Origin of the sequence: Myxosarcina sp. GI1, assembly GCF_000756305.1 — a bacterium.
GTDB lineage: Bacteria > Cyanobacteriota > Cyanobacteriia > Cyanobacteriales > Xenococcaceae > Myxosarcina.
In genome coordinates, this window is sequence record NZ_JRFE01000048.1 from 1 (window position 1) to 10,916 (window position 10,916).

General features: G+C 40.3%; 15 protein-coding genes and 1 pseudogene. 4 read left to right on the forward strand and 12 right to left on the reverse strand.

Annotated features, from left to right (window positions below):
• The first annotated feature begins 223 nt into the window (after positions 1–223).
• From KV40_RS26170 to KV40_RS26180, 3 genes are all read left to right on the forward strand, one after another.
• Positions 224–451 (forward strand): hypothetical protein, encoded by a 228-nt coding sequence (locus tag KV40_RS26170; protein ID WP_036487493.1) that lies wholly within the window; start codon positions 224–226, stop codon positions 449–451.
• A gap of 99 nt (positions 452–550) precedes the next feature.
• On the forward strand, positions 551–889 hold the full coding sequence (locus KV40_RS26175; protein ID WP_036487494.1) for a type II toxin-antitoxin system RelE/ParE family toxin: 339 nt from the start codon (positions 551–553) through the stop codon (positions 887–889).
• The gene (locus KV40_RS26180) at positions 882–1,175 is read left to right on the forward strand and encodes an addiction module antidote protein (RefSeq protein WP_036487495.1); all 294 of its coding nucleotides are present in this window, start codon (positions 882–884) and stop codon (positions 1,173–1,175) included. The genes KV40_RS26175 and KV40_RS26180 overlap by 8 nt, the downstream gene beginning before the upstream one ends.
• On the opposite strand, the gene KV40_RS35855 is transcribed toward KV40_RS26180, so the two are convergent.
• The 4 genes from KV40_RS35855 to KV40_RS26205 form a co-directional block, all read right to left on the reverse strand.
• A complete protein-coding gene (locus KV40_RS35855) occupies positions 1,147–1,458 on the reverse strand; it encodes a hypothetical protein (protein WP_172657349.1) in 312 nt (103 codons plus the stop codon). The two genes, KV40_RS26180 and KV40_RS35855, sit on opposite strands and share 29 nt — an antisense overlap.
• A gap of 476 nt (positions 1,459–1,934) precedes the next feature.
• On the reverse strand, positions 1,935–2,177 hold the full coding sequence (locus KV40_RS26195) for a DUF433 domain-containing protein (RefSeq protein ID WP_036487514.1): 243 nt from the start codon (positions 2,175–2,177) through the stop codon (positions 1,935–1,937).
• A 521-nt stretch (positions 2,178–2,698) separates the two neighbouring features.
• Positions 2,699–3,040, reverse strand: coding sequence for a hypothetical protein (locus tag KV40_RS26200; protein ID WP_036487501.1), 342 nt, complete (start codon positions 3,038–3,040; stop codon positions 2,699–2,701).
• A complete protein-coding gene (locus KV40_RS26205) occupies positions 3,037–3,243 on the reverse strand; it encodes a hypothetical protein (protein ID WP_036487502.1) in 207 nt (68 codons plus the stop codon). The genes KV40_RS26200 and KV40_RS26205 overlap by 4 nt, the downstream gene beginning before the upstream one ends.
• 759 nt (positions 3,244–4,002) lie before the next feature.
• Here KV40_RS26205 and KV40_RS26210 point away from each other — a divergent pair.
• Complete coding sequence (locus tag KV40_RS26210; protein WP_036487503.1) at positions 4,003–4,827, forward strand: ParA family protein; 825 nt, start codon at positions 4,003–4,005, stop codon at positions 4,825–4,827.
• Positions 4,828–5,344: 517 nt separating this feature from the next.
• Here KV40_RS26210 and KV40_RS32670 read toward each other — a convergent pair.
• The 8 genes and pseudogenes from KV40_RS32670 to KV40_RS26255 all read right to left on the reverse strand — a co-directional run bounded on the left by KV40_RS32670 (position 5,345) and on the right by KV40_RS26255 (position 10,386).
• A pseudogene (locus KV40_RS32670) lies at positions 5,345–7,297 on the reverse strand (protelomerase family protein).
• Positions 7,294–7,527: a hypothetical protein gene (locus KV40_RS26225; RefSeq protein WP_036487504.1), complete on the reverse strand. Its 234-nt coding sequence runs from the start codon at positions 7,525–7,527 to the stop codon at positions 7,294–7,296. Before KV40_RS26225 ends, KV40_RS32670 begins: the two are co-directional and overlap by 4 nt.
• 34 nt (positions 7,528–7,561) lie before the next feature.
• Positions 7,562–8,044: an RES family NAD+ phosphorylase gene (locus KV40_RS26230; RefSeq protein ID WP_036487506.1), complete on the reverse strand. Its 483-nt coding sequence runs from the start codon at positions 8,042–8,044 to the stop codon at positions 7,562–7,564.
• Entirely contained in the window at positions 8,044–8,466 is a 423-nt protein-coding gene (locus tag KV40_RS26235; protein WP_036487507.1) for an antitoxin Xre/MbcA/ParS toxin-binding domain-containing protein, read from the reverse strand. The genes KV40_RS26230 and KV40_RS26235 overlap by 1 nt, the downstream gene beginning before the upstream one ends.
• A 377-nt stretch (positions 8,467–8,843) precedes the next feature.
• A complete protein-coding gene (locus KV40_RS26240; RefSeq protein WP_036487509.1) occupies positions 8,844–9,248 on the reverse strand; it encodes a hypothetical protein in 405 nt (134 codons plus the stop codon).
• 132 nt (positions 9,249–9,380) lie between these two features.
• On the reverse strand, positions 9,381–9,635 hold the full coding sequence (locus tag KV40_RS26245; protein ID WP_081942944.1) for a KTSC domain-containing protein: 255 nt from the start codon (positions 9,633–9,635) through the stop codon (positions 9,381–9,383).
• Entirely contained in the window at positions 9,631–10,044 is a 414-nt protein-coding gene (locus KV40_RS26250) for a hypothetical protein (RefSeq protein ID WP_156114193.1), read from the reverse strand. The genes KV40_RS26245 and KV40_RS26250 overlap by 5 nt, the downstream gene beginning before the upstream one ends.
• A 57-nt stretch (positions 10,045–10,101) precedes the next feature.
• Positions 10,102–10,386, reverse strand: coding sequence for a hypothetical protein (locus tag KV40_RS26255; protein WP_036487513.1), 285 nt, complete (start codon positions 10,384–10,386; stop codon positions 10,102–10,104).
• Positions 10,387–10,916 lie beyond the last annotated feature (530 nt).

Here is a 10,916-nt window from a genome sequence, read left to right on the forward strand (position 1 = left end):
CAGAGGAAATGGCGGATTGCCAGAGGCAATCGCTGCTGCTAGGAAAAATTTGGCTTTAAAAGAGAGAAGAAACTAAAACAGGTAAATGATTACCAGAAGGAATTGACACTGCTTGTAGCCCAAAATAAGCCCAATTAGAAGGAGAGTAGTCAAATCGATCCAGAGGGAGATAAAGCCTCGTAGTGTAGTATAAAAGAAAAGAAAAGTAGTAAAGGTTGAGGGGATGTCAGAAATACTAACTATAGAAGAGATCGAGCAGAAATATCGAGGAGAATGGGTGTTAGTCGCCTATAGCGAAACTGATGAAGATTTGGAAACGATTGCTGGAAAAGTTATTGCTCATTCAGCCAAAAAAGAAGAGATTTATCAAGCCTTAGAATCAGCAGAGGAGCAGTCTTTGGCAATAGAATACATGGGACAAGTGCCAGAAGATCTAGCCTATATTTTGTGAGCAACAAAAAAATTTCTTGTCTGCCTGTGTTGCTTGTGATGAGTCGCAATTGATAAAGCGATAAAAGTTTATACTGTAGCCTATAGACTACAGAAGATCGTGGAAGCTAAGGAAAAAACTATTCTCACCTATGTTAAAGCTGATGGTAGCGCACCCTTTAATGACTGGCTGGAAGCTTTAAGAGACAGAAAAGCTCGTGCCATAGTTCGAGCGAGACTTAACCGCATTCGATTGGGCAACTTAGGTGATTGTAAGTCTGTAGGAGAAGGAGTTAAGGAACTGAGGATAAAATTTGGTGCTGGCTACCGAGTCTATTTTGGGCAGGAAGGAGATGCCATCGTCATTTTGTTATCTGGAGGTGATAAAAGTAGTCAAGACAAAGATATTAGGCAAGCAAAGAAATATTGGCAAGATTATCAGGAGCGTAGCAATGACTAGAACTAGAAATTACGAGGACGATTTACTAAAAGCATTGAGCGACCCAGAAGAAGCGAGAGAATATCTAAATGCAGCGTTAGAAGACGAAAACCCAGAAGTTTTTTTACTGGCACTTAGAGATGTAGTCAAAGCTAACAGCACAATGAGCGAATTGGCACGAGCAACTAATTGCAATCGAGAGAGTTTATATAAAACCCTCTCGGCTCAGGGAAATCCTCAACTAAACAGTGTTCGTAGTGTTCTGAGTAACTTAGGGTTTAAACTAGCAGTAGAAATAAATAGCTAGCTGAAGTTGCTACCCCTGCACTTTGAGATAATAGCCAAGCCAACTGCTTTTGAGTAAGTGTTTTAGTCGTCGTCAAGCTCAGTTTCGTATGGAGCATAATTTTGTTCGTAGCAGCGTTGACAAACTCCGCGACGAAATTGAGTTGCTGTTTGTTGGCAGTAATAACAAACGCCAAGGCGATCGCCAATATCGTCCAAGATTTCACCAGAGTTACAGTCATAGATTCGCGCTCGAACATTTTAAGAACTTCGTTGAGCATATGGCTGCCAGTATGATTAGACATAACTTGAATGGCTAGGATAAAGTTAACTAGAAAAATAAATTAATACAATTATACTAACAAAGCGCAATATAAATAAACTGTTTTTGGCTTGAAATAAGTTATCTGTTATTCAAAGTAGAAAATGGCTGAAAGTATTGAAACGGTGGAGATGTGAGTTCCAGCAGATCGAGATGAGGAATACCGCAGCTTGAGGTGCGTGATACTAAACTCTCAATATATAGAACAGAGACTACATCAAAAAAAAGCAACAAAGCAGTTTGCTGTTGCCGCTTTAGAAATGGCTAAAGATGAAGAGAGAAGTCTAAAGCGAGTAAATTTATTAGAGGGAACTGCAACTGCTTGTAGCCCAAAATAAGCACAATTGAAGGCAGAAGCAGAAATTAATCCAGAAGAAAATAAAGTCTCGTAGCGTAGTATAAAAAAAGTTAAAAAGATCAAAAAGGACTAGCGATCGCTTGTGGCTGCTACTTCTTTGGTCAAGCAGAAGTCTCATAAGGCTCGGAGAATTCGATCTGACGGTCATCTAAATAAGTAGAAGCGAAAACTAAAGCTTGAAATATGTCTTCTTCGTCGAGTTCGGGAAACTCCTGATAGAGTTCTTGGCGGTCGGGGTAGGTAGCGATTAGCTCGATGACACGGCGGACGGTCAGGCGGAGGTTGCGGATACAAGGTTGTCCGTTCATACGGGCAGGATTGCTAGTAATGCGATCGAGTTTCATGATTAGTCTGGTTTGATAAATCTCAATTATTTTTATTATCGCGTTTAGGGGAAGTGCGATTGCGCCCAGTACAGTGGCGTAGCCAATCACTACTCTGTTTTCGAGCGATCGTTTATTTTCTTATCTAAAGTAGAAAATGGCTGAAACTATTGAAAACTCAGAAATGTGAGTTCCAGCAGATCGAGTTGTGAGTTCCCACCCCTCAATCTGCGGGATACTAAACTCTCATTTATAGATCCAAAGACTACATCAAAAGAAAAGCAGCAGAGCAAACTAGAAAGTGCTGCTGCTCGAAATATTTGGCTTTATAAAGAAAGGAGAGACTAAAACGGGTAAATGTTTACTAGAGATAATTGAAACTGCTTCTAGCACAAAATAAACCTAATCAGAAGGAGAGTAGTCAAATTAATCCAGAGGGGAATAAAGTCTCGTACTGTAGTATAAAAGAAGTTGAATTGATTTAAAAAGAAGAGGCGATAAGTCCGAAGGGCATCCGCTTCGCGATCGCTCCGAGTCTGTGCTTACCCAACAGCTTTTGAACCAGTAATAAATCCGACACCAGCACTGATAATAGAAGCAGCTATGGCAGTAGACCATTTTTTGTCATCAGTAGTTGCTTGAGGATTAAGGAGTATCTGCAAGCAATAATAGAGAACTAAAGCTACTCCAAGCAAGATAGCGATAAACAAAATCGTAGTTCGCCAGCGACGATGTTGGGCATCATAACTGTCTTGTCGCAAACGATAATCGCGATCGACAGGATTCTCGTTACTGAGATTGACCTTCCAATCTGAACCTTGAGCTAAATCGAATAAATTTTGAGTAATAAAGGACTGAGGATCTGGCTCAGAGGGTTGGGTCATGGCAAAATGATTTCGGTAATAGGATGACGATTCTCGTCAGCAATCATCAGTTTTTCACCTTTAGCCTGAGCTTCGGAGGCGACTTTAAGAAGAGCGATCGCCCGACGAAAAACTTCGGCTTTAGAAGTGCTGTGAGTCAATTCAACTAATTTGTCAAAATCTTCTTGAAATTGTTCGTTAACGTCAAAACTAAGTCTGGGCATAGTAGAAAAAGAGAAGAAACTACTGTGTAAATTATAGCCAAAATTGTGGTAAATACGTTGTAATAGCGTTGTGAAATTTTAAGTAGCTGGACTTTCGCTCGCTCTCAAAAATGCGATCCGTAGGCTAACAGCGCGTACGCGCATACGCTGCGGTAGCAGCTTTGAGGCGGTAGCCTCTGTGAGCGTAATCGCTCCTTCTTGTGTTTTAGGGTAAAAACGCTGAAACCTTTGAAATGGTCGAGATGTGAGTTTACACACATTAAGCTGTGAGATATCACTCCTCGATCTGCGGGAAAGCGATCGCTCAATATATAGATCCAAAGAGTACATCAGAAGATAAAGCAGCAAAGCAAAGCAGAGAAATAAAGTGCTGCTGCCTAAAAATATTTGGCTTTAGAAGAAGAAAGAGGTTTAAAACAAGTAAAAGTTAGTCAAAGTCAATTGAAACTGCTTGTAGCCCAAAATAAACTCAATTAAAGGCAAAAGAATAAATCAATCCAGAGGAAAAAAGCCCCCACATCGTAGTACAAAAGAAGCTAAAAAGTCATAAAAGTAATTTAAAAAGTAACAAGTGTAGGTATCTAGAGTTTAAGATAGCTGTAAGTAAAGAATGTATAAAACCTAACACCTTAGTATCWGCAAACAAACAATTTATTAAACCAAAGTTTAAATTTAGTTGAATGTAAAGAAAACTAACATTATGGACAWTTGRARWWASAGAGGTTATAAAGAAGGCTGAAAAATTACTATTTCTGTAAAATGGAAACCRTAGCAGCAGTAAGYTTGGCAGGAGGACAGGGYAAAACTACCACCTGTTATTTYCTGGCAAAAATGTTAGCYAGAGCGGGGAAAAAAGTCTTGGCGATCGACTGCGAYCCWCAAGCGAAYCTRACCTTTTTYCTCAATCAYGAAGTMGCCGATAATCAGCCAACACTACTAGAGTTACTRAGAGGAACAGTAGSSACAGARGAYGGAATTTATCCCACTGCTGAAGAWAATTTGTTTTTAGTTCCTGCCGATAGTGGACTAGCAAAAGTCAGCGAATACTTGAGCGGTAGYGGTACGGGCGCATTAATCCTCAAGCTCAGACTYGAAGCAGTAAAAGAGYTATTCGATTATGYGATTATCGACGTACAGCCGACGMGMTCGCAGATTTGTCTGACGGCAGTAGGAGCGTCGCAGATTTGTCTGACGGCAGTAGGAGCGGCAGACTGGGTGTTAATTCCTGCCGAGTCAGCAACTAAAGGAGTAAATTCCCTGCTCGATACCCAAAAGTTTCTAGCCGAACAAGCACAAGTGATGGCATTTAGAGGAAAAGTTTTAGGGATAATACCGTTTCGMGATCGCTGGGTAGGYAGAACTCARACCTTAGAGAGTAGAGAYAATATTACGGCAATGAAAGAGTTTGCCGARGGYGTACCAGTGCTACCGAGTATTAGAGAATCRGAAAAATTCAAACAGGCTACYCGYCAGGGACAGCTATTAAGTGAATTRRGTGCRGCAGATTTAGAGTATCCGTTTGAAAAGATAATCGAACTGCTAGCAGAGTCGAAAAAGCAGATACAAACTAAAGTTGCAGTATAGATTAGCCAGAGAGAAAAATAAATGAGTCAGGATGACGCTTTAGAAAGATTGCGAAATCGAGCCAAGCCTACTGTAGAGAAACGCGATTCATCTTTAAATTTAACAGTCGAGCAACCACAGCAAGACAATTATCAAGATACAACTACTAACTCAAACAAGAGTATCCCTAGTTCGAGCAATCGAGAARTAGAGATATCTGMAACTAAAGAGTCAAAAAAGTCAGGTTYTAAYTCAGAGAGTAACGGAACTAATTCRTCAGGCATTAAAGAGATAAAAACCAAACAAAGCACGATTAGGTTAGAGAAAAACCTYTYCCAAAGRTTGACTCAGCAATGCCAGGAAGCAGARATWAGTCGRGAAGTGTTTWTAGAAGCRTTGTTTRTCTATTACGAGCAGCATAAGTCTATGCAGAATAAAGTATTGCAGGAAGCTAGGAAAAGAGATGAACAAAGACAAAAGCTAGCAAATTATCGTCGTGCTAAATCGATGATCGAGCGGTTCGGGGATATCTAGWMKWCTAGATATCTAAACGTTCAAAGGGAATGATATCTTGTACTGGAACGGGATTATTGCCACGAGCATTATGAAAGCTACCAAGTTCGTGCTGTTGGTGATGCAGATCTATTTCCTCTTTGCGTTGTTTTTTAACCCGATTGACTATGGAATCGGCATGACCAGTCAAAGTATATAGTAGTCTTGTACTGATATAGAGTTTGTCTTTATAAGGGCGATCGCGCTCATTGTTGAACTCGATAATTTTATCGATCGCTTCATTAACTTTAGCCTCTGCCAGACGACTATAATCGCCTTTACGGGAAGACTCAGAAAGGTTATTACGATCGAGGTCTATGTTGCTATTAGATGTAGAATCTTCTTGGTTTAGTGGAGGCTTATTGCTAGTAGAAGAACTATCTGGCTCTAATTTTTCTGCCTTAGCCTGAGTTGACTGAGGGTTACTTGGGGTCTTGGGGCTAGCTACTATTTCTACGTTATTTTGTCGAGAGATAGCCTCTGAGAGCAATCTGACCGAAGCACAGAGATTATTAATGCTCTCACGCTCGAAATTATGGGTAGGTTCTACTAAGTTATTTGGTTCTGAAGRCGATTGAATTATAGACTTGTCTTCCAGTCGAGCCTGTAACTCTTCAATTCGAGCAAACAGCAGATTGGGGTTTAGTTCTTCTAGTTCTAAACTCYCAGCTAAAGCTAAACTCACTTCCGTCCAGTGAAATAAAGCTTCTATGGTGTCGGTTGGGGTCAATCCCAAACGCCCTGCGATCGATTCTAAACGTGGGAACAAAAATGAGGGAATAGTTAATGCTGAGAGTTGCTGTTTCATAATCGGTAAAGATAATTGCTTACCAGTTCGAGCCTGTGATTTAGGTTTKGGAGGTAACTGCCGAGATGAATCCGATTGARCTATAACTTTRTYTTTRRCMTCTGMRRRAGCAAATTTAGTAGTGGGAGCAGGRGYGCGAKCGRCATATCTTTCAATAACTCGGACATCGGGYAAGCCTAATTTTAAACCCAGTCTGCCATCTATGTTACCCTCACCATCGGCAATTTTGTARTCAAAATARTTGCGACTAGCAGCAAAATTATGTCTTARKGTYGGGTCTTTCTCGTCGAGAATTTGATAGTGACCCTGTATGGCAGCACGATATTCAATTTCGGGTACACTCGGCGGACAATACCAGTATGCTGCTATAGTCGCATATACGGCTCGAAATAGATGAGTGTAGAGATTATCTTTGCCTTCGCGGGTAGGTACTAACTCACTAAAGAAGCGATCGCAYTGTTTGGCTACGGGTTCGCTATASCKRTTRTTWATCTGACGTGGKGATAAGTCTTGAATTTCTGCTCCTAATTTATCTCTCAGYGAAGCGATCGCYTCGATAATCTTAKYRGCWGGTGCRAGGGTAGGAATTTCAAAGACACACTTAACCGACTCCCCTCTTCTTTTGAGAGAGCCAGAAAAGATAACGCTATATTTGGTCTTTAACTCAAACTCTGCCGTTTGAATGACCTCGGTATGTCTTCTTCCCGTCAGCACTGCCAATCCTGCGGCGATTTCTGCCCAACGATAACTATTAAGAAGAGTTGATGCTCGTTTGACTATTGCTTCGGGGTCGCTAATGAACTTGGTCTTTCTTTCGGCAAGGCGATCGCTACTAGCATTATTAATTTCCGTCCAGGTTTCGGTGTCGAACTTAACTACATTTAGAGCAGGATGATTGGGATTAATTACTTTGATAGCGTTGCGAACATCGGTAAGGTAGTTTTTCTGTTGCTGAGGTTCGACTAAGCCACGATGTTCCATGTGTTCTACTATTTCATCAAACCAGATTTGATAATTGCTCAATTCTGAAAAGAGTTCTGGTAATTTTTCTGTCAACAAATTCTTGAGCCATTGAGTTTTGGCTTTAGCAACTGCTGCTTCTAGTTTTTGATGACTATTATTTTGATTCAAACTCGGTTCTCTATAATTTGTTGTTGAAGGGAGTTATTGCTCATTGCTACTGTCAGCATAGCGTTACTATCAGAAGGAGTCAAGCAGACAAAATTTAAAGAGTTGTTGATAGTAGTTGAATTCGATTGGTCAACGGCAGAAGATTGTTGGTGAGGAATATTAGGCTGTAAAAGAAAAGAAATTGAAGTAGATGAGTGAAGACACTGCGATCGCGGTTGTTTAATTTTCATTTGTTTCTCTAGAAAAATTATATTGCTAATAGCTTTAATCGCCCAATCCTTTAAAAGCGCGAGGGTTATAGAGACTCGATTCAACAGCTAATAACTTTAGCTGATTTATTTCTGAATGTTGGGGATTAATTACTGCAATATTTTCCAAACCAGCAGGTACGGCAACGCTAGGTACAAACAAAATTAAACTACTACCTTCACTAAGCCATTGACTACCTATTTTCTGAGTACTAATGGGATAGGGGTAGCGATTCCAATTTGTGGGTAGATCTTTTACTTCCAAAATTCTACTCGATACGCTATCTGGTAAATGATAGATTCCCAGTCTATAATCTACTGGAATTAGTCTGGGGTTAGGAAGATAATTTGCCATTTCTAGAAGGGCGACACTAGGAGTAGAAGCGAAATAAAGCACTGGTATTCTAGGTTCGTTCCACCGCGCACCGTTAGCAAAAGAGCCACCACGACCTGTATAATTTTCTAAATATTTAGTGCGGGTAATTCTAAACAGTTCCATCAGGCAAACTCGCCATATTCGATCGCGCTTAAGGCTTCTCTAACCAATTTTCTGCCTTCAAAAGTGTCGCATAAATCGATTGGCGATTCTCCATTAAGAGCGGGGATACTGGTATGCAACCATTCTTTGGCTATGTTTTCGTCACCAAATACGTCGATGGCATCGGCAAACACTTTTAAAGTATCTAAGATTCCCTCAGTTTGAACTCTCGTTAGTAGCTGAGAATGATACAGACGGTGTAAGTTACCCGAACTGGTACTCAGCAGACGGACGAATAACTCTCGCTCTCCCGAAGCTCTGACAGCCTGCTCGACAATTTTTCCCGAAACTCCCTGTCGAATTGTTTGAATGTATGCGCCACGATCCTGTAAAATATCGGGATTTAGATCTGAATTCTTTAATACTGAAGCGATGTTCATCATATTATTTTGTCATCTATTTATGTCTAATTATACCTCATTTTGATGTTGTATAATAATCATATTGAGGCGAACAATATCACCAACTTCAAGTCATCAGAAACGACGTTAAACGAATATTAGTCTCTGAGGAGCAGCGATCGCGTTTATCTTAAGGTATGTTCTAAAAACGATTGAGAGCAGCTTGAACTTGAGAAGGATGATGTTGGGCGATTGGCGGAAGCATACGCAAGTCGTAGACTCAGCCTAGCCGAAGGCATCGCCTTTAAGACACGGGTATCGAGAGGAATATTCAGGCGGTCGAATTGTTGTTTGAGCGAAGCTGAAATATTCATGATAGTAAACTGCTGATAGTTGAGTTAAAAGCAAGAACTAAAAAATCAAGCCAAAGCCTGAATAAGCTCATGTTTACAGGCATTAGAGGAGGTCACGTCATTTGAGGTTTCCTCAAATGCGTGAGATGACCGTACAGATTTACCAGTAGAGTTATGAACCCTGTGATGAAGGTTGTGAGAGCGAATGTAGTCACGAAGCTCCCGAATGGTCATTAATTCAAAAGATGGTAATTCTACTTTGTCTAGCTCGATAATTGGCTCGGTAGCAGGATTAAGCAGAGCTTTGGTCTGTTGGTAAAATTCATCGGATACGGTCGAATACTGTTCGAGACAATCGAGGAAAGATAAGGTTAGCTCAAATAGCAAGAGGAGACAAAAAGCGAGTGCAGAGACAACAACAAAGTCGTTGATGAAGCAATCGAGAGCGGTAATGATAGCAGATAAAGTCATAATAGAAAGCTTGAAAAGTAGATGTAGTGAAGGAGAAAGAAAACTAGGAAGTGAATTTTTTCTTATCTCTACTATCAGAATAACTCTATTAAAAGAAAAAGTCAACAATATTTTTGATAGTAGAGGAGTAAATCAAAGTAGTTGATAAGTATAGCGGTCTTTAATAAATTGGTTAAAAAAAGTCCCGCCAGGTTCTCTTGAATTGAATTCAAGAGCTTGCCTGGCGGTGCATTCCGCACCTAAAGAGCTAGCATGACGAAACTCATCAAAGAAGTCAGAGGAGATATTATCGTATTGATAAATAGCACCACGATTAAAGCGAATTAAAAGCACTGAGTCAGAGCGATCGTAAGAAATAGCAGCGATTGCTCTCGAATTAACATTAATCCAGCGAGGTTCGCTCTAGTTCGATGCCATGTTCGGCAAGGTGATCGAGGACGTGAGAATTGTTAGAAGAATTAGCTATAGTTTGCCAATCGTTTTTGGTCAGAGAAAGGGAATGTTCGATTTGCTTATCTTTGAAAAAGTTAAGTATGGTGCTAGAAGCAGAGGAATTACGAGCTAACTGTTGCCATTGCTGAAAAGTAAGAGAAAGAGTAATTTCGGTTTTGGCAAGAGAGGGATCGATCTCAAAGTGGGTGCAAATATCGACAGGAAGAGAATTAAGAGTAGAGCGATCGAGATCTTTAAGAAGCTTCCACATATTAGGATAAGCAGGATTAACGGCACAAAGGATATCGCCATGATGATTGGGATGGCGGTCGAGGTATCGACATTGAGAGCAATCAGTAAGCATAGTGAATAAAAAAATGAAGTGTAGAGAAAGGCAATATAGAATCGCCTGAGAAGTGGTTTAACGAGGAGGAAAAGAAACAGCCTCGGACATCAGCAGATGATAGGCGGAATAAGGCATCTTAAAGTAGCTTTCAACTTGAGAGAGAGTAGAGTTATCTAAATGAGATTTAGGACAGCTAATAAACTGTTCGATGATGGATTCGAGGCGACTTTTGAGGTAAAGTACGATTGCATCTTCATCAGGTACGCAATGGGGAAAGTTGCTTTCAAGCTCATAGATAAGGTTTTCTGCTGCTTGTCTAAGCTCGTCAGAACTGATGCTAATTTCAATATGTAGAGACATGATTTTGTTGAGAGTTAGTAGAGTGAAGAATAGAGGATGTAAAACTTGGAAAGTAAACTTGTAGAGAGAACTGAAGTGAATTACTTTTGGCTCTCTACTATCATAATATCTCTACTATCGTTAAAAGTCAACTATAAACAGATTAGTATTGCTGATAGATAGAGGAGCAATTGGGGAGACTGATACAAATAATTGATAGTTGAGCCTGAGTATAGCCATTTGAGCTTATCGATCCCCAGAAAATGCAACTAAAATTGCATGGATGCAAAACTTAGAAGGTATACGGGGCAAGGGTTTGAGATGTATGCAATAACACAAAGCCTGTAAGCTATATATAATGAAGCTTACGGGTGTAAGGGCTGAAGGCTATATATGGCAAGGGTTCTAAGTAGGGCAATACCCCAACCCCAAACTATAAGTAACACTAATAGGTAGGGCAGGAGCTGAGGGTTGGGGTATTATCAGATAATACCCCAACCCTCAGCTCCTGCCCTACCTATTAGTGTTACTTATAGTTTGGGGTTGGGGTA

Coding starts and splice junctions, on each gene's coding strand:
- KV40_RS26170 (WP_036487493.1), top strand. CDS start 224: ATGTCAGAAATACTAACTATAGAAGAGATCGAGCAGAAATATCGAGGA.
- KV40_RS26180 (WP_036487495.1), top strand. CDS start 882: ATGACTAGAACTAGAAATTACGAGGACGATTTACTAAAAGCATTGAGC.
- KV40_RS35855 (WP_172657349.1), bottom strand. CDS start 1,458: ATGTCTAATCATACTGGCAGCCATATGCTCAACGAAGTTCTTAAAATG.
- KV40_RS26195 (WP_036487514.1), bottom strand. CDS start 2,177: ATGAAACTCGATCGCATTACTAGCAATCCTGCCCGTATGAACGGACAA.
- KV40_RS26200 (WP_036487501.1), bottom strand. CDS start 3,040: ATGACCCAACCCTCTGAGCCAGATCCTCAGTCCTTTATTACTCAAAAT.
- KV40_RS26205 (WP_036487502.1), bottom strand. CDS start 3,243: ATGCCCAGACTTAGTTTTGACGTTAACGAACAATTTCAAGAAGATTTT.
- KV40_RS26225 (WP_036487504.1), bottom strand. CDS start 7,527: ATGAAAATTAAACAACCGCGATCGCAGTGTCTTCACTCATCTACTTCA.
- KV40_RS26230 (WP_036487506.1), bottom strand. CDS start 8,044: ATGGAACTGTTTAGAATTACCCGCACTAAATATTTAGAAAATTATACA.
- KV40_RS26235 (WP_036487507.1), bottom strand. CDS start 8,466: ATGATGAACATCGCTTCAGTATTAAAGAATTCAGATCTAAATCCCGAT.
- KV40_RS26240 (WP_036487509.1), bottom strand. CDS start 9,248: ATGACTTTATCTGCTATCATTACCGCTCTCGATTGCTTCATCAACGAC.
- KV40_RS26250 (WP_156114193.1), bottom strand. CDS start 10,044: ATGCTTACTGATTGCTCTCAATGTCGATACCTCGACCGCCATCCCAAT.
- KV40_RS26255 (WP_036487513.1), bottom strand. CDS start 10,386: ATGTCTCTACATATTGAAATTAGCATCAGTTCTGACGAGCTTAGACAA.